We start from the raw sequence: 17,098 nt of genomic DNA, 5'->3' as shown, positions 1-17,098 counted from the left end.
TCGGGCGGGACTAGGGTCGGAGCATGGAATTCCGACACCTAGGCCGCTCCGGCCTGATGGTCAGCGAGATCTCGTACGGCAACTGGATCACCCACGGCTCGCAGGTCGAGGAGGACGCCGCCCTCGCCTGCGTCCGGGCCGCCCTGGACAACGGCATCACCACGTTCGACACCGCCGACGTATACGCCGGCACCAAGGCCGAGGAGGTGCTCGGCCGGGCGCTGAAGGGCGAGCGCCGCGAGGGGCTGGAGATCTTCACGAAGGTCTACTGGCCGACCGGCCCGGGCCGCAACGACCGTGGCCTGTCCCGCAAGCACATCATGGAGTCGATCAACGGCTCGCTGCGCCGGCTGCAGACCGACTACGTGGACCTCTACCAGGCCCACCGGTACGACCACAGCACCCCGCTGGAGGAGACGATGGAGGCGTTCGCCGACGTCGTGCACTCCGGCAAGGCGCACTACATCGGCGTGTCGGAGTGGACGGCCGCGCAGATCCGCGAGGCCCACCGGCTGGCCCGGGAGCTGCGTGTCCCGCTGGTCTCGAACCAGCCGCAGTACTCGATGCTGTGGCGGGTCATCGAGGCCGAGGTGATCCCCACCAGCGAGGAGCTGGGCGTCGGGCAGATCGTCTGGTCGCCGATGGCGCAGGGCGTGCTCTCCGGCAAGTACCTGCCGGGCCAGCCGCCGCCCGCCGGCTCCCGCGCCACCGACGAGAAGTCGGGATCGATGTTCATCTCCCGCTTCCTCACCGACGAGGTGCTGACCCGGGTGCAGCAGCTCAAGCCCCTGGCCGAGCAGGCCGGGCTGACCATGCCGCAGCTCGCCGTCGCCTGGGTGCTGCAGAACCCGAACGTCTCCTCGGCGATCATCGGCGCGTCCCGCCCCGAGCAGGTGCACGACAACGTCAAGGCCGCCGGTGTGAAGCTGGACGCCGACCTGCTCAAGGCGATCGACGCCGTCGTGGACCCGATCACCGAGCGCGACCCGGCGCAGACCAAGTCCCCCGCCCAGCGCCCGTGACCCCGCCCGGGTCCGGCCGGCGCGCCCGCGTTGGCCGGACCCCGGACATCATGATCCCGCCCGGTCCCGGCGTCAGCCCTGCCAGAAGCGGATCAGGTCGAGGCCGTAGCCGTAGAGCCGCGGGGGCAGGCCGAGCACGTCCGCCACGGCGAAGACGCCATCGAAGAACCAGCCGCCGATGCGCGGGTTCCACAGCAGCGCGAACAGCAGGAGGAACCCGTACGGGGCGAACAGGTCGTACATCCGCCGCCACTGCGGGTTCAGCCACGGCTGGATCATGTTGCCGCCGTCCAGCCCGGGCACCGGCAGCAGGTTGAGCACGCTGGCGGTGAGCTGGAGGAACGCCAGCAGCGCCACGCCGGCCCAGAACTCCACCGGGCCGTTGCCGCCGAACCCGAGCCGCAGGACGGCCACCAGCAGCAGGGTGAACAGCACGTTGGTCGCCGGCCCGGCGAGGCTCACCAGCGTGTGCCGCGCCCGGCCCGGGATGGCGTGCCGGTCCACCCAGACCGCGCCGCCGGGCAGCCCGATCCCGCCGAGCAGCACCACCACCACGGGCAGCACGATCGACAGCAGCGGGTGGGTGTACGTGAACGGGTTGAGTCGCAGGTAGCCCCGGTGGGCCACGCCGCGGTCGCCGGCCCGGTACGCGACCAGCGCGTGGGCGTACTCGTGCAGGCAGAGCGAGACCAGCCAGCCCGAGACGACGAAGAGGAACACGTCGAACCGGACGTTGCCGATCCCGTTCCAGGTCAGCACGGCGCTGGTCACCAGCAGGGCGACCAGCGCGACGAAGACCGGGCTGGGCCGGAACGCGTCCCGGGGCACCCCGAGCACCAGCGGCCCGCCCGCGCCCGGCCGGTCGCCGGTCATCACTCGGCCGGGGGCTGCAGGCTCATCCGGTACTCCACGCGGTCGTCCTCGACGAGCGTGACCGTGGTGACGCCGGACGCCGCGAGTTGCCGCCAGGTCTGGCCGATCCACGACTCGGCGTCCGCCTGGCTGCCGAACGTCTCCGCCGGCCCCTCGGCCGACGCGCCGTCCGCGCCCTCGTACCGCCAGCTCCACGCCATGCCGCGTCTCCCCTCGCCGCTGAGTTCCCTGGGACGAACCCCCGCAAGCGTAGTCGCCCCCGTACCGGACGGCCCCGGCGCTCCTCCGCCCGCCACTGGCGACCGGGTGGATCACCAGGGCCGGTACGGTGGCGCGGTGCTGACTCAAGGAGTGCTGCTCGGCGGCCGTTACCTGCTGACCGAGCGCGTCGCGACCGGCGGCATGGGCGCCGTCTGGCGGTGCACCGACACCCTGCTGGACCGGGTGGTGGCCGTGAAGGTGCTGCTGCCCTCCCTGGTCGCCGATCCGGAGTTCACCACGCGGTTCCACGCCGAGGCCCGGATGATGGCCGCCCTGCGCCACCCCGGCATCGTCGCCGTGCACGACTTCGGGCAGTCCGCCCTCGACGACGGCAGCCAGGTGAGCTACCTGGTGATGGAGTACGTCGACGGCGAGCCCCTGGCGACCTGGGTGCGCCGGGCGGGGCGGCTGGACCCGGCGTCCACGATGTCGGTGGTGGCCCAGGCGGCGGCGGCGCTGCACGCGGCGCACACGGCGGGAATCGTGCACCGCGACGTCAAGCCGGGCAACCTGATGGTGCAGCGGGACGGCACGGTGGTGCTGGTCGACTTCGGCATCGCCCGGTCCCGCGGCACGGCCGGCATGACCGCCGCGCACACGCTGCTCGGCACCGCCTGGTACATGTCGCCGGAACAGGCCACGGGCCAGCCCGTGTCGGGGGCCACCGACGTCTACGCCCTTGGCGCGGTGGCCTACTACTGCCTCGCCGGCCGGCCCCCGTTCGACGGGGACAACCCGTTGCAGGTGGCCATGCGGCACGCCCAGGACGAGCCGCCGCCGCTGCCGCCGGGCACCCCGCCGGCGGTGGTCGAGCTGATCGGCCGGGCGATGGCGAAGCGCCCCGCCGACCGGTACGGCAGCGCGGCGGAGCTGGCCGACGCGGCCCTGGCGGCGCGCGACGCCACGATGGCGACGTTCCCGGTCTCGGCCCGCCCGCCGTGGGCCGTGCCCGGTCCCGCCGTGAGCGCCCCACCCGCCCCGGCCGGCCCGGCCACGCCGTCCAGCACCCCGACCCCGCCTTCCGACGGCACGGCCGCCCCGGCCACGCCTCCCAGCACCCCGGCCCCGCCTCCCAGCAGCACCGCCGGCCCGGCCACGCCTCCCCGCACCCCGGCCCCGCCTCCCAGCGGCACGGCCACCCCGGCCACACCTCCTCAGGCCCGGGTCGCTCCGCCCGGGCCGGCCAGCCCACCGGCGGTCCCGCCCGCGCCGACCGGGACGTCCGCGCCGTACCCGGCGGTGCCCGGCCCGCCGGCGTGGCCCACGGACGGGGGCCTGCCGTCGACCCTGGAGAACCCGACCGACGGGTCCCGGCGGCGTCGGCGTCTCGCGCTGGCCGGCGTCGCGGGCGCGGTGGCCGCCGTGCTGGTCGCCGGCGTCGCCGCGACGGCGCTGTGGTCGGGCGCGGGGCAGGACCCGCGGGACCAGCAGACCGCGCTGGCCGACGGCTCGGCACCGGCCGTGGCCGGGTCCACCGACGCCGGCAGGATCCGCTCGGCCCGGCCCGGCCCCACCGGCGCCACCGCCGCGGCCACGCCGTCCGGCTCCGCCCGCCCCGGCGCCACCGCCCGGCCGACCCACCCCGCCGACGACCCGGCCGCGCCCTCCGGCGCCGCGAGCGCCAGCCCCCGGCCGGGTACGACCACCACCGCCGCCCAGAAGCCGAACCCGTACACGGCGGGGCAGGTCTGCGGCAGCGGGTACGCCGTGATCGACTCGGCGACGCTGACCGGCTCCGACGGCGTCCGGCGCGGCCGGGTGTTCCTGCTGTACAAGGCCGCGACGGGGGACAACTGCGTGGTGACGCTCAAGGACACCGGGGTGGGCGTGCGGTCGACCGTGTCCGCGTACCTGGAGGTGCAGGGGAAGACCCGGGTCACCGACAGCGGCTCCTTCGCGTACTACGCCGGGCCGGTGCGGGCGCGCGCCGCCGGGACGTGCGTCAGGTGGGGCGGCTCCGTGGGCGGGGTCGGCTACGGCAGCCCGTACGAGCACTGCGGCTGAGCCCGCCGGCGAGGACGACGCCGGGGCCGCCGGCCGGCGTACGGGCCGGCGGGCGACGCGGCCCGCGGCGGTCGTAAGGTACGGGCATGTCCGTTGACGGGTGGCACACGCTCCTGGTGCTCGGCGGGATCCGCTCGGGCAAGTCCGAGTTCGCGGAGGCCCTGGTCGCCGACGCGCCCACCGTCCGCTACGTGGCGACGGCGGCGACCGGCGACCCGGCGGACGCGGAGTGGGCCGCCCGCCTGGCGGCGCACCGCGGCCGGCGGCCGGCGGGCTGGACCACCGAGGAGACGGCCGAGGACCCGCGCCGGCTGGCCGACGTCATCGCCTCCGCCGCCCCGGACGAGACGCTGCTCGTCGACGACCTCGGCGGCTGGGTGACCGTCCTGCTCGACCCGGCCCACCAGCCGGCCGACGACACGGCCACCATCGCGGAGCTGGCCGCGGCGGTCCGCGGCTGCCCGGCGCGGCTCGTGCTGGTCAGCCCCGAGGTGGGGCTGTCGCTGGTGCCGACCACGCCGCTGGGCCGCGCGTTCGCCGACGCCCTCGGCTCGGCCAACCGGGCGGTCGCCGACGCGTGCGACGCGGTGGTCCTCGTGGTCGCCGGCCAGGCGTGCTGGCTGAAGCCGACCGCGCTCGCCGGCGCCGCCGTCCCGGCGCAGCCCGCCAGGGCCGCCACGCCGGAGCGGGCCGCCGCCGGAGCGGCGGAGGCGGAGAGGATCCCCGCCGACGCGGCAGCGGTCGCCGCCGCGCGCGCCCCGGGCTGGGAGGCCGCCCTGCCGGACGTGCTGACCCCGGCCGTCGCCCCGGCCCCGGCCCCCTCGGCGGAGCCCGCGGGCGCCCCGTGGGCCGCGCCGACGATGGCGCTGCCGATGGTCACCACCGGCCTGATCATCCAGCCCGGCATGGAACTGCCCATGCCGGACGAGTACACGGGCCCGCAGGCCGTCGAGCGGCTCGCCACCCTCGACCTGCCGCCCGGCGCCGGACTGGGGGTGCTGGAGCGGGTGGTGGGCTTCGCCGCCGCCACCCAGGGCACCCCGACCCCCGCGCCCTGGGACGCCGTACGGGTGCTGCTGCTGCACGGCGACCACGCCGGCGGGGCGGCGGCCGGCGCCTCCCCCGCCGAGTCGGCCCGCCAGGCCGCGCAGGCGCGCGCCGGCGAGGGCGCCCTGGCCCGGCTGGCCGCGGAGAACGGCGCCAGCCTCCAGGTGGCGGAGGTGCCGGCCGCCGCGCCGATGGAGGGCATGCCCGCGCTGGACCTGGAGACCGTCGACGAGGCGCTGCGATACGGCTGGCGGCTGGCGGAGGAGGCCGCCGACGCGGGCGTACGGCTGCTGGTGCTGGGGGCGTGCGGGGCCGGCACCGAGGCGGCGGCGGCCGCCGTGCTCGCGGCGACCGCCGGGGCGGAGCCGCCGGCCGTGCTCGGCCGGGTCGTGACGGAGCACGGCCAGATCGACGACGCGGCCTGGATGCGGCGCTGCGCCGCCGTCCGGGACGCGGTGCACCGCACCCGGCGCTCGCCGCGGGAGGCCCGGGACGTGCTGGCCGAACTGGGCGGCGGGACCATCGCGGCGGCCACCGGCGTGCTGCTCGGCGCGACCGCCCGCCGGGTTCCGGTGCTGCTCGACGGCCCGGTCGGCATCGCCGCCGGCCTGGTCAGCCGGGACCTGGCGGGGCAGGCCCGACACTGGTGCCTGCTCGCCGACGACGGCGGCCACCCGGCGGTCCGGCTCGGCGCCGACGTGCTGGGGCTGACCCCGCTGCTCGACCTACGGCTCGACCTGGGCGAGGGCGCGAACGCCCTGGCCGCGCTGCCGCTGCTGCGCTCGGTGCTGGCGCTGGCCGCCGCGCTGCCCGCCCGCCCGGTGACGGGCGAGGGCGGCGAGGGCGACCAGGATCGGGGCGACGGCGACGAGCCCGACTTCCGCGAGCCGGAGCCGGCGGGCCCCGGGCCGGCCACCACCGAGCCGGCCCAGGTGGGCCGGCCCACCGAACCGGGGCGACCGGGTGAACCGGGCCAGCCGGGCCAGCCGGGCCAGCCCGCCGAGTCGGACCAGCCGGGCCAGCCCGCCGAGTCGGACCAGCCGGGCCAGCCCGCGGAGTCGAGCCAGCCCGCCGAGCCGGGCCAACCGGCCAGCACGGAGCCGGACGAGGCCGCCACGGCGGGGGCGGACGAGGCCGCCACGGCGGACCCGGCCGGGCGGCGTGCCGGCTGAGCGACGCCTCGGCGACGGGCTGCGGCTGGCGCTCACCACGTTCAGCACGCTGCCGGTGCGCGCGGGCCGGGTGGACCGGGCCGCGGCGGGCGCGGCGATGGCGCTGGCCCCGGCCGTCGGGGCGCTGCTCGGCGCGGCGCTCGCCGGGGCGTTGCTGGCCCTGTCGGCCGTCGCCGCGCCGCTGGTCGCGGCCGGGGTGACGGTCGGCGTCGGTGCCCTGCTCACCCGGGGGCTGCACCTGGACGGACTGGCCGACACCGTCGACGCGCTCGGCTCGTACCGGCGGGGGGCGGCGGCGCTGGAGATCATGAAGAAGCCGGACGTGGGCCCCTTCGGGGTGGCCGCGCTGGTGGTCGTACTGCTGGTGCAGGCCGCCGCGCTCGCGGAGCTGGCGGCCCGGCCGTGGCCGGCGACGCTCGCGGCCGTGGTGGCGGCCACCGCGGCCGGCCGGCTCGGGGTGACCGTGGCCTGCCGGCGGGGCGTGCCCGCCGCCCGCCCGGACGGGCTCGGCGCGCTGGTCGCCGGCACCGTCGGGCCGGTGGCGGTGGGTCTCGGCACGGCCGCCGTCGCGCTCGTCGCCGTGGCCGCGGTGCCGGGTCGCCCGTGGCAGGGGCCGGCCGCCGTGCTCGCCGCTCTCGCCGTCGCGGTGCTGCTGCTGCGGCACGTGGTACGCCGCCTCGGCGGGGTCACGGGCGACGTGCTGGGCGCCGCCGTGGAGGTGGTCACCACGCTGGTCTACCTGGGTCTGGTGGCGACCCGCTGATCCTCCGGCCCGGGGCGGGTAGCGTTTCGGGCGACAGGGCCGAATTGCGGGGCGCGGGACGGGCGGCGGCGCCGGCGCGGGGAGACGAGGAGGGCCATGCTCATCACGGATGACTTCCTGCCGGTCCCCGTCCCGGAGTCGCTCAGCGCGACGTACCTGGTGCCGATGCGGGGGCTGCCGAGGGTGGGTCCGAAGGCCGCCGTGCGGGGGCTGGCCGGCCGGCTCGCCGAGCCGGTGCACGGGCTGGCGACGCAGATGCTGGACAGCCCGCTGATGAGTGTGGACACCCGGTCGATCGGCGAGTTCCCCGAGCTGCCGCCGGACCTGCTGGCCGCGTTCGGGGCCAGCGAGTCGCAGCTCGACCGGCTCGCCGCGGCCACCCACCTCGTCGTCGTGCAGGCGGAGTACCGGCCGGGCTGGCCGCCGGCGCACGAGTGGGCGGCGCGGGCGGTGGCCGCCGCGGTCGCGGAGAGCTCCGGCGGGGACGTGGTGGACGTCTTCGGCCTGCAGTTCCTCGACCCGGCGGCGGCGCTGCGGTCGCTGCCCGACGCGCAGGGCCGGGTCCGACTGGTCGACTGGGTGCTGGTGCCGTACTCCTCCGACAGCAACGGGCTGTGGTTCACCACGAAGGGGCTGCGTCGGTTCGGGCTGCTGGAGTTGCAGACGCAGGGGGTGCCCGACCATCTCACCCGGGCCTGGGGCGCGGTGATGACCGGCGCCGCCCGGCGGCTGCTGCGGGAGTGGACCGACGGCCTCGCCGGCGAGGAGGTGCCCGCGTTCGTGCAGCTGCCGGTGCTCGCCACGGTCACCGGGCACGACATCGCGGTGGCGTACGGGAACCCGGAGCAGCACGGGGCGACCGCGCCGGTGCTGCTGCGGCTGGAGCTGGACCCGGCCACCGACCCGGAGGCGGACTCGTTCCTGAGCCTGCGCCCGCCGCCCGGGCACCCGGGGCCGGCCGGCCGGTACTTCGCCGCGGCCTGCGCCACCCTGTTCGCCGGCATCCAGCCGGACGTCCGCTACGCCCGCACCGGGGACGCGATGAGCAGGGCGATCGCCACGGCCCGGGCGAGCCTGGCCGACGTCCGGGCCCGGTTCGTGGCCGGGGCGCTGCCGCCGGAGTCGCAGCTCGTCGTCAAGTACGGCCTACCCGGCGACGACGGCCCCGAGTACGTCTGGGCCGGGGTGACCTCGTGGGACTCCCCGGAGCGGATCACGGGCGCGAGCGCCAGCGACGCCGCCGGCGACCCGAGCGTCCGGATCGGCTCACCGGTGGTGGTCGAGGCGGCCGACGTCGTCGACTGGGCCGTGCTCGACCGCACGGGCGTGATCGAGGGCGGCTGGACCCAGGCGGTCCTGGACGCCGGCGAACCCCCCGCCTGACCCGCCGCCCTTCCGCGCGCCCGCCCGCCGGCCCCGATGATCCCGCCGGCCCCGGTGATCCCGCCGGCCCGGTGATCCCGCCGGCCCGGTGATCAAGAGATTTGCGTCAACGGGAGCGTCGAACCTGACGCATTCTTCTTGATCACCGGGGCGGGGCAGGGGCCCGGGCGCCGGGGCAGGGGCCCGGCGCCGGGGCAGGGGCAGGGGCCCGGCGCCGGACCCGGGCGGTTACTTCACCGAGGGCTGCACGAACGGGGGGCGGGTGAGGCGCATCTGGGCGCGGCGGCCGCGGATGTCGACCTCGACCGTGGCGCCGTCGGCCAGGTCCGCCGCCGTGTCCACGAGGGCCAGCGCGATGCCCAGCTTGCGGGTCGGCGAGAAGGTGCCGCTGGTGACGGCGCCGACGGCCTGCTCGCCCGCGTACACCGTCATGCCGGGGCGCGGGATCGCCCGGGCGACCGCCTCCAGGCCGCGCAGCGTACGCCGGGGGCCGGCCGCCTTCTCGGCGAGCAGCGCGTCGCGACCCCAGAACGCCGGCTTGCCCCAGCCGACCGCCCACCCCGCGCGGGCCTGCACCGGGGTGATCTCCGGCGACAGGTCCTGCCCGTGCAGCGGGTACCCCATCTCGGTGCGCAGCGTGTCCCGCGCGCCCAGCCCGCACGCCCGCAGCTCGAACCGCTCGCCGCCGGAGAACAGCGCGTCCCAGACGGCGACGGCGTGCTCGGCCGGCACCACCAGCTCGTAGCCCAGCTCCCCGGTGTAGCCGGTGCGGCAGACGGTCAGGTCGGCGCCGGCCAGGGTGGCGGGCCGGAAACTCATGTAGCCGTGGTCGGTGGGCACGCCCAGCGCGTCGAGCAGCTCCGCCGAGCGCGGCCCCTGCACGGCCAGCACCGCGTACGCCTCGTGCTCGTCGGTGACCGTGACCGACGAGGGCGCGGCGGCGCGCAGCCGGCGCACCACCTCGGCGGTGTTCGCGGCGTTCGGGATGAGGAAGACGTGGTCGGGGGCGTACAGGTAGGCGATGATGTCGTCCACCACGCCGCCGGTCGCGTCGTCGCAGCACAGCGTGTACTGCGCCCCGCCCGGGGCGATCCGGCCGAGGTCGTTGGTCAGGCACGCGTTGACGAAGTCCGCCGCGCCCGGCCCGGTCACCCGCGCCTTGCCCAGGTGCGACACGTCGAACACGCCGACCCCGGCGCGAACCGCCGTGTGTTCCTTGAGCACCCCACCCCCGGCGTACTCCAGCGGCATCTCCCAACCGCCGAACGGGGCGAACTTGGCGCCGAGGGCGGCGTGCCGCTCGTGCAGCGGGGAACGGCGCAGTCGGATCGCGGCGGCGCCGGAGGTCACGTCGGTCATGGGTGGCAACTTACCGGCCCTTGAACGGCTGGTTAGCATCGGCGGGACCCTGCCGGCGGCGTTCGGCGGGACAGCCAATCATCCGGCGGGTAGGTTGCCGCCGGAGACCTTCATCGCCGGTACGCGACGACGCGTCCGGCCCGGCCCGCCCGGAGTTGCCTCAGTGACATCGCCCAGCACCACCCTCAGTCTGGTCGACACCGACCCCGCCGAACTCGCCGTCGACGCGATCGTGATCGGCCTCTACAGCCAGAGCGGGGAGCAGGCCGCCGATGCCGGTCCCGCCGGCGCGCTGCTGCTGGCCAGCGGCGCCGAGAGCATCGCCGCGGCCTTCGACGGCAAGCTCACCGAGACGCTGGCGCTGCTCGGCGCGACCGGCGCCCCGGGTGAGGTCGTCAAGCTGGCCACCCTGGGCACGGTCACCGCCCCGGTCGTCGTCGCGGTCGGGCTCGGCGGCGAGCCGACCGGCGCCGCCCCCGCGCCGGAGGCCCTGCGCCGGGCGGCCGGCTCGGCCGTGCGGGCTCTGGCCGGGGCGCGCCGGGTGGCGCTGACCCTGCCGCTGCCGGACGACGCCGACGCGGCGGCGGCGCTGCGGGCGGTCGCCGAGGGCGCGCTGCTGGGCGGGTACCGCTTCGCCGGGTACAAGACGCGGCCGCAGCCGGCCCGGCGGGAGCCGGTGGCCGAGGTGCTGGTGGCCGTCCCCGACGCGGGCGACGCGAACGCCCAGGCCGAGGTGGCCCGCGCGCAGGCGGTGACGAGCGCTGTCCGGCTCACCCGGGACTGGGTGAACACCGCCCCGAACCTGCTGCGCCCGCCGGTGTTCGCCGACGCGGTGGCCGAGGCCGCCCGCGAGGCGGGGTTGGGCGTCGAGGTGCTGGACGAGGCGGCCCTGGCGGCCGGCGGCTACGGCGGCATCCTCGCCGTCGGCCAGGGCTCGGAGGCCCCGCCGCGCCTGGTGAAGCTGACCTACACCCCGGACGGCGGCGGCAACGGCAAGCGGGTCGCGCTGGTCGGCAAGGGCATCACCTTCGACACGGGCGGCGTCTCGATCAAGCCGGCGCAGGGCATGTGGGAGATGAAGTCCGACATGGGCGGCGCGGCGGCCGTCGGCGCCGCCATGCTGGCGATCGCCGCGCTCAAGCCGTCGGTCGCGGTGACCGCGTACCTGCCGATGGCCGAGAACATGCCGTCCGGCACCAGCTACCGGCCGGGCGATGTCGTCACCATGTACAACGGCAAGAGGGTCGAGGTGCTCAACACCGACGCCGAGGGACGGATGATCCTCGCCGACGGGATCGCCCGGGCCTGCGAGGACGGCGCGGACTACCTGTTCGAGACCTCCACGCTGACCGGTGGGCAGGTCATCTCGCTGGGCAAGCGGATCGCCGGCGTGATGGGCACCCCGGAGCTGTGCGAGCGGGTGAAGGCCGCCGGCGAGGCCACCGGCGAGCCGGCCTGGCCGATGCCGCTGCCGGACGACGTACGCAAGGGCATGGACTCCGACGTTGCCGACATCTCGCAGACCAACGCCGGCATGGACCGGGCGGGTCACATGCTCCAGGGCGGGGTGTTCCTGCGCGAGTTCGTCACCGATGAGGTGGCCTGGGCGCACATCGACATCGCCGGCCCCAGCTACCACTCGGGCGAGGCGACCGGCTACTGGACCAAGGGCGGCACGGGCGTCCCGGTCCGCACCCTGGTCCACCTGGTGGAGGATGTCGCCGCCAACGGCTGAGCGGCAAGGAGGGCCCCCTGTCAGCGCTTTCGGCATATCAGGGGGCTCCTTGCCGGCTGGCGGCGAGCGGATTCAGTACAGCTCGGGCCGGCGCTTGCGGCGTTCGTTGTAGTCGCGCATGCGCTGCGGGTATCCCATCAGGCGGACGTCGTAGACCGGGATGGCCATCCGGTGCGCGAAGCGGCGGGCGCCCTCCGGGCCGTCGATGCGGCGGCGGGTCCACTCCCCGTCGTCGGCGATCAGGATGACCGTGGTCTCGGTGACGGTCGTCCGCGGCTCGATGTACGCCTCGACACCCCGCCGGGTCCGGACGAAGTTCTCGAGGTGTTCGAGGTCGGCACGGTCGACCGGCCGGTCACCACCCCCCGCCGGGCGCGCCTGCTTGCGTCGTCGTCGGAACAGCGCCACCGACCCGTCCCCCCATGTCCTGTCATCGAAGAGCATGGCAAGCGTACGTGTCCAAGACGTGTCATTGGGCACCTCAGTACGCGTCCGGCGCGGGGTGGTGACAAGATGACCGAGGTGGGGCCGGTCCCTGACACCCCGCCGTGACCCCCGAGCAGTGACGCGACCTGGGAGTTGGACGTGAGCGAGCCGAACGACGCAACCTTCGACATCGTCATCCTCGGAGGTGGTAGCGGCGGCTACGCGACCGCGCTGCGTGCCGCCCAGCTGGGCCTGTCGGTCGCGCTGATCGAGAAGGGCAAGCTCGGCGGGACCTGCCTGCACAACGGCTGCATCCCCACGAAGGCGCTGCTGCACGCCGCCGAGATCGCCGACCAGACCCGCGAGTCGGAGCAGTTCGGCGTCAAGGCCGAGCTGGTCGGCATCGACATGGCGGCGGTCAACTCGTACAAGGACGGGGTGATCTCCCGCCTGTACAAGGGCCTGCAGGGCCTGGTGGGCGGCAGCAAGAACATCACGTTCGTGGCCGGCGCCGGCAAGCTGGTCGCCCCGAACGCCGTCGAGGTCGACGGCAGGCGCTACACCGGCCGCAACGTCGTGTTGGCCTCCGGCTCGTACGCGAAGAGCCTGCCCGGCCTGGAGGTCGACGGCGAGCGGGTCATCACCAGCGACCACGCGCTGACGCTGGACCGGGTCCCCTCCTCCGCGATCGTGCTCGGCGGCGGCGTGATCGGCGTCGAGTTCGCCAGCGTGTGGAAGTCCTTCGGCGTCGACGTGACCATCATCGAGGCGCTACCCCGCCTGGTGGCCGCCGAGGACGAGGAGTCGTCGAAGGCGCTGGAGCGGGCGTTCCGCAAGCGGAAGATCAACTTCAAGGTCGGCAAGCCGTTCGAGAAGGTCGAGAAGACCGACAGCGGCGTGCGGGTGACCATCGCCGGGGGCGAGACCGTCGAGGCCGAGCTGCTGCTGGTAGCCGTCGGCCGCGGCCCGAACACGGCCAACCTCGGGTACGAGGAGCAGGGCGTGAAGATGGACCGCGGCTACGTGCTGACCGACGAGCGGCTGCGCACCGGCGTGCCGAACGTCTACGCCGTCGGCGACATCGTGCCCGGCCTCCAGCTCGCCCACCGCGGCTTCCAGCAGGGCATCTTCGTCGCCGAGGAGATCGCCGGCAACAACCCGGCCGTGATCGACGAGGCCGGCATCCCGCGGGTCACCTACTGCGAGCCGGAGCTGGCGTCGGTCGGCCTCACCGAGGCGAAGGCCAAGGAGCAGTACGGTGCCGACAAGGTCAAGAGCTACAACTACAACCTGGGCGGCAACGGCAAGAGCCAGATCCTGAAGACGACCGGCTTCGTGAAGCTGGTCCGGGTGGAGGACGGCCCGGTCGTCGGCGTGCACATGGTCGGTGCCCGGGTCGGTGAGCTGATCGGCGAGGCGCAGCTCATCTACAACTGGGAGGCGTACCCGGCCGAGGTGGCGCAGCTCGTGCACGCCCACCCGACGCAGAACGAGGCCCTGGGCGAGGCGCACCTGGCCCTCGCCGGCAAGCCGCTGCACGCGCACGCCTGATCGAGAACTGATACCCGCGGCGTCCGGCGGCAGACGGGCGAGATGCACCAGGGAATGAAGGAGTCTTAGAGAGATGCCGGTATCGGTCACCATGCCTCGGCTCGGCGAGAGCGTCACCGAGGGCACCGTCACCCGCTGGCTCAAGCAGGAGGGTGACACCGTCGAGGTCGACGAGCCGCTGCTCGAGGTCTCCACCGACAAGGTCGACACCGAGATCCCGTCGCCGGCGGCGGGCGTGCTGAGCCGGATCGTGGTGGGCGAGGACGAGACCGCCGAGGTCGGCAGCGAGCTGGCGGTCATCGCCGGTGAGGGCGAGTCGGCGGGCGGCGGCGCGGCCCCGCAGCAGGAGGAGCCGGCCGCCGAGGCCGCCGCCGAGCCGCAGGCCGAGGCGGAGCAGCCGGCCGTGCAGGAGCCGGCCCCGGCCGCTGCGGCCCCGGCCGCTGCGGCCCCGGCCGCTGCGGCCCCGTCGGGCCAGGGCACCCCGGTGAAGATGCCGGCCCTCGGCGAGAGCGTCACCGAGGGTACGGTCACCCGCTGGCTCAAGCAGGTCGGCGACACCGTCGAGGTCGACGAGCCGCTGCTCGAGGTCTCCACCGACAAGGTCGACACCGAGATCCCGTCGCCGGTCGCCGGCACGCTGCTGGAGATCAAGGTCGCCGAGGACGAGACCGCGGCCGTGGGCGCCGACCTGGCGGTCGTCGGCGCGGCCGGCGCCGCCCCGGCGGCGCAACCGGCCCCGAAGCCCGAGCCGAAGGCGGAGGCCCCGGCGCCGAAGCCCGAGCCGAAGGCCGAGGCACCCGAGCCGAAGGCCGCGGCCGCGCCGGAGCCGCCCGCGGCGAAGCCGGAGCCGAAGGCCGAGGCCCCGGCGCCGAAGGTCGAGGAGCCGACCCCGGGCCTGTCGTACAACGAGCCGGCGGCGGAGGCCGAAACCGCGGCCCGGCCCGCGCAGGCCGAGCGGCAGGCGACCCCGGCGGCGCCGACCGCCGCCCCGCAGCGCCCCACGGCGCCCGCGCAGGGTGGCGGCGAGGAGGCGGCCGGCTACGTGACCCCGCTGGTACGCAAGCTCGCCAGCGAGCACGGCGTGGACCTCTCCGCCGTGCGGGGCACCGGCGTCGGCGGCCGGATCCGCAAGCAGGACGTGCTGGAGGCGGCGGAGCGGGCCAAGGCCGCCAAGGCCGCGCCGGCACCGGCCGCCCAGCCGGCCGCCGCGGCGGCCCCGGCCAAGCCGGCCGCGAAGCCCCAGCCGAGCGCGAAGCGCGGCACCACCGAGAAGCTGCCCCGGATCCGCGCGGTCATCGCCAAGCGGATGCAGGAGTCGCTGCACGAGATGGCGCAGCTCACCACGGTGGTCGAGGTGGACGTCACCAAGGTCGCCAAGCTGCGGGCGCGGGCCAAGGACTCGTTCCAGCAGCGGCACGGCGTGAAGCTGTCGTTCCTGCCGTTCTTCGCCCTGGCGGCCGTCGAGGCGCTGCAGGCGTACCCGATCGTCAACGCCAGCATGGATCTGGACGCCGGCACGATCACCTACCCGGACGCCGAGCACCTGGGCATCGCGGTGGACACCGAGCGCGGCCTGATGGTGCCGGTGATCCACAGCGCGGGCGACCTCAACCTGGGCGGGCTGGCCAAGCGGATCGCCGACCTGGCGGACCGCACCCGCACCAACAAGATCAGCCCGGACGAGATCGCCGGGGCGACCTTCACCCTGACCAACACCGGCAGCCGGGGCGCCCTCTTCGACACCCCGATCGTGCCGAGCCCGCAGTCGGCGATGCTCGGCACGGGCGCCGTGGTCAAGCGGCCGGTCGTGGTGAACGACCCGGAGCTCGGCGAGGTGATCGCGGTCCGCTCGATGGTCTACCTGGCCCTGTCGTACGACCACCGGCTCATCGACGGCGCGGACGCCGCCCGCTTCCTGGTCGCGGTCAAGGAGCGGCTGGAGGCCGGCAACTTCGAGGCCGAGCTGGGCCTGTAACCCGCAGCGCCACCGGACGCGGGGCGCCCCGGTCACACCGACCGGGGCGCCCCGCGCCGTTTCACCCGCCGGTCCCGCTCGCGGGGGGGACTCCCGTCGAACCCGCACCCGCCCCGTCGTCCGCTCGGCAGAGTGGACGGGTGGGCGGCTACCGGGGACGCGGGCGGCTCGGGCCGGCCGTGGCCGTGGCCCCGGGCGCCCGCGTCGACCGGTTCGAGGTGTTCTTCGACCTGGTCTTCGTCTTCTCCTTCTTCATCATCACCCGGGCCACTGCCGTCCAGATCAGCGGCACGTCGCTGCTGCGCGGCATGCTGGTGCTGGCGGTGCTGTGGTGGGCCTGGGTGGTCCACAGCATCGTGGCCACCCGGATCCGGCTCGGCGCGGGCTTCGTCCCGGTGCTGATGATCCTCGCGATGGCCGCGCTGTTCTGCTTCGCCCTGGGGCTGCCCCAGGCGTTCGGGAACCCGCACGGGGGGGCCGCCGGGCCGATCGTCGTGGCGCTGGCCTACGTGGTGCTGCGCACCACACACGTGCTGCTGTACGTGCACGCCGTGCGACGCGACCCGGCGGACCGGCGGCAGCTCGCCCGGCTCGCGCCGGAGCTCGTGCTGAGCACCTTCCTGCTGCTCGCCGCGGCACTGATCCCCGGCCGGATCGACGACCCCCAGTGGGCAGCATGGGTCCGGGACGGCCTCTGGGTGTCCGTAGTGCTCCTCCAGTACTCCACGGGAATCATCAGCGGCACCCGGAGCTGGACGGTCCCGTCGGCGGAGCACTGGACGGAACGGTACGACTTCATCCTCATCATCGCCCTGGGCGAGTCGGTCATCTCGTTCGGCATCGGCAGCAACCTCCTCGGCCAGGCGCCGACCTGGCCGGCGGTCGTCGCCGCCGCCCTCGGCATCTTCCTCACCGCGGCGCTCTGGTGGGCCCACTTCGACATGATCGGGCCGGCCGCCCGGATCGCGCTGCACGCCGCGCAGGGCCGCCCCCGGGTGACGATGGCCCGCGACGGGCACGCCTACCTCTTCCTGCCGATGATCGCGGGGATCATCCTGTTCTCCCTCGGCGCAGAGGGGATCCTGGACGACATCGCCGATCCACATACCCCCTTCTACGGGGTGGCGAGAGGCCCGGACGTGCATCTGCTCTACGGCGGGCTGATCTGCTACCTGTGCGGGAACATGCTGTTCCAGCTCCGCACGCTGCGCACCCTGTCCTGGTCCCGGGTCGGCACGGTCGCGCTGCTGGCCGCCGGCATCCCGGCCGCCCCGCACCTGCCCGGGCTCGCCGCCCTCGGCCTGGCGACCGGGATCTGCGTGGGCCTCTGCGTGCTCGAGGTGCTGACCATGAACGAGGCCCGGCAGGCGCTGCACGCGATGGTCTTCCACGAACGCACCACCCACGAGGCACGCGAGGCCGCCTGGCGGGCCCGGTGGCACGAGGACGAGCTCGACAAGGCCGGGGCGCCGGAGGAGCCGGAAGAGCCGCCGGACCCCACGGAGGAGAGGCGCAGCGGGTAGGCTC

Annotated in this window: 13 protein-coding genes; 9 read left to right on the top strand and 4 right to left on the bottom strand. The window is 75.5% G+C overall.

Annotated features, from left to right (window positions below):
- Positions 1-23 precede the first annotated feature (23 nt).
- Complete coding sequence (locus ABGB16_RS01755; RefSeq protein WP_347666155.1) at positions 24-1,022, top strand: aldo/keto reductase family protein; 999 nt, start codon at positions 24-26, stop codon at positions 1,020-1,022.
- Between the two features lie 72 nt (positions 1,023-1,094).
- Here the strand turns inward: ABGB16_RS01755 and ABGB16_RS01750 are convergent, their stop codons facing one another.
- On the bottom strand, positions 1,095-1,895 hold the full coding sequence (locus ABGB16_RS01750) for a site-2 protease family protein (protein WP_347666154.1): 801 nt from the start codon (positions 1,893-1,895) through the stop codon (positions 1,095-1,097).
- Positions 1,895-2,095: a hypothetical protein gene (locus tag ABGB16_RS01745; RefSeq protein ID WP_347666153.1), complete on the bottom strand. Its 201-nt coding sequence runs from the start codon at positions 2,093-2,095 to the stop codon at positions 1,895-1,897. The genes ABGB16_RS01750 and ABGB16_RS01745 overlap by 1 nt, the downstream gene beginning before the upstream one ends.
- 136 nt (positions 2,096-2,231) lie before the next feature.
- On the opposite strand from ABGB16_RS01745, the gene ABGB16_RS01740 reads away from it, so the two are divergent.
- From ABGB16_RS01740 to ABGB16_RS01725, 4 genes are all read left to right on the top strand, one after another.
- Positions 2,232-4,160, top strand: a complete 1,929-nt coding sequence (locus ABGB16_RS01740; protein WP_347666152.1) for a serine/threonine-protein kinase — start codon at positions 2,232-2,234, stop codon at positions 4,158-4,160.
- Between the two features lie 86 nt (positions 4,161-4,246).
- Positions 4,247-6,379, top strand: a complete 2,133-nt coding sequence (locus ABGB16_RS01735) for a bifunctional adenosylcobinamide kinase/adenosylcobinamide-phosphate guanylyltransferase (RefSeq protein WP_347666151.1) — start codon at positions 4,247-4,249, stop codon at positions 6,377-6,379.
- Positions 6,369-7,142 carry an adenosylcobinamide-GDP ribazoletransferase gene (gene cobS / locus ABGB16_RS01730; protein WP_347666150.1) on the top strand — a complete coding sequence of 258 codons (774 nt, stop codon included), beginning with the start codon at positions 6,369-6,371 and terminating at the stop codon, positions 7,140-7,142. The genes ABGB16_RS01735 and cobS overlap by 11 nt, the downstream gene beginning before the upstream one ends.
- A 96-nt stretch (positions 7,143-7,238) precedes the next feature.
- Positions 7,239-8,525, top strand: coding sequence for a DUF2314 domain-containing protein (locus ABGB16_RS01725; RefSeq protein WP_347666149.1), 1,287 nt, complete (start codon positions 7,239-7,241; stop codon positions 8,523-8,525).
- Between the two features lie 228 nt (positions 8,526-8,753).
- Here ABGB16_RS01725 and gcvT read toward each other — a convergent pair whose 3' ends face one another.
- The gene (gene gcvT / locus ABGB16_RS01720; protein ID WP_347666148.1) at positions 8,754-9,884 is read right to left on the bottom strand and encodes a glycine cleavage system aminomethyltransferase GcvT; all 1,131 of its coding nucleotides are present in this window, start codon (positions 9,882-9,884) and stop codon (positions 8,754-8,756) included.
- 163 nt (positions 9,885-10,047) lie between these two features.
- Between gcvT and ABGB16_RS01715 the strand changes: the two genes are divergently transcribed.
- The gene (locus tag ABGB16_RS01715; RefSeq protein ID WP_347666147.1) at positions 10,048-11,619 is read left to right on the top strand and encodes a leucyl aminopeptidase; all 1,572 of its coding nucleotides are present in this window, start codon (positions 10,048-10,050) and stop codon (positions 11,617-11,619) included.
- 72 nt (positions 11,620-11,691) lie between these two features.
- Here the strand turns inward: ABGB16_RS01715 and ABGB16_RS01710 are convergent, their stop codons facing one another.
- Positions 11,692-12,027, bottom strand: coding sequence for a hypothetical protein (locus tag ABGB16_RS01710; RefSeq protein WP_347666249.1), 336 nt, complete (start codon positions 12,025-12,027; stop codon positions 11,692-11,694).
- A 177-nt stretch (positions 12,028-12,204) separates the two neighbouring features.
- On the opposite strand from ABGB16_RS01710, the gene lpdA reads away from it, so the two are divergent.
- The 3 genes from lpdA to ABGB16_RS01695 all read left to right on the top strand — a co-directional run bounded on the left by lpdA (position 12,205) and on the right by ABGB16_RS01695 (position 17,094).
- Positions 12,205-13,596 carry a dihydrolipoyl dehydrogenase gene (gene lpdA, locus ABGB16_RS01705; RefSeq protein ID WP_347666146.1) on the top strand — a complete coding sequence of 464 codons (1,392 nt, stop codon included), beginning with the start codon at positions 12,205-12,207 and terminating at the stop codon, positions 13,594-13,596.
- Between the two features lie 73 nt (positions 13,597-13,669).
- Positions 13,670-15,571 carry a 2-oxoglutarate dehydrogenase, E2 component, dihydrolipoamide succinyltransferase gene (gene sucB, locus ABGB16_RS01700; RefSeq protein ID WP_347666145.1) on the top strand — a complete coding sequence of 634 codons (1,902 nt, stop codon included), beginning with the start codon at positions 13,670-13,672 and terminating at the stop codon, positions 15,569-15,571.
- A gap of 140 nt (positions 15,572-15,711) precedes the next feature.
- A complete protein-coding gene (locus tag ABGB16_RS01695) occupies positions 15,712-17,094 on the top strand; it encodes a low temperature requirement protein A (protein WP_347666144.1) in 1,383 nt (460 codons plus the stop codon).
- The last annotated feature ends 4 nt before the right edge of the window (positions 17,095-17,098 follow it).

Source organism: Micromonospora sp. B11E3, assembly GCF_039871625.1.
Classification (GTDB): domain Bacteria; phylum Actinomycetota; class Actinomycetes; order Mycobacteriales; family Micromonosporaceae; genus Micromonospora.
This window is presented reverse-complemented; position numbering and strand designations above follow the sequence as displayed.

What these genes read in the sequence shown, in the direction of transcription:
- sucB (WP_347666145.1), top strand. Translation starts at nt 13,670, where the DNA reads ATGCCGGTATCGGTCACCATGCCTCGGCTCGGCGAGAGCGTCACCGAG.
- ABGB16_RS01750 (WP_347666154.1), bottom strand. Translation starts at nt 1,895, where the DNA reads ATGACCGGCGACCGGCCGGGCGCGGGCGGGCCGCTGGTGCTCGGGGTG.
- ABGB16_RS01755 (WP_347666155.1), top strand. Translation starts at nt 24, where the DNA reads ATGGAATTCCGACACCTAGGCCGCTCCGGCCTGATGGTCAGCGAGATC.
- ABGB16_RS01725 (WP_347666149.1), top strand. Translation starts at nt 7,239, where the DNA reads ATGCTCATCACGGATGACTTCCTGCCGGTCCCCGTCCCGGAGTCGCTC.
- ABGB16_RS01745 (WP_347666153.1), bottom strand. Translation starts at nt 2,095, where the DNA reads ATGGCGTGGAGCTGGCGGTACGAGGGCGCGGACGGCGCGTCGGCCGAG.
- ABGB16_RS01735 (WP_347666151.1), top strand. Translation starts at nt 4,247, where the DNA reads ATGTCCGTTGACGGGTGGCACACGCTCCTGGTGCTCGGCGGGATCCGC.
- gcvT (WP_347666148.1), bottom strand. Translation starts at nt 9,884, where the DNA reads ATGACCGACGTGACCTCCGGCGCCGCCGCGATCCGACTGCGCCGTTCC.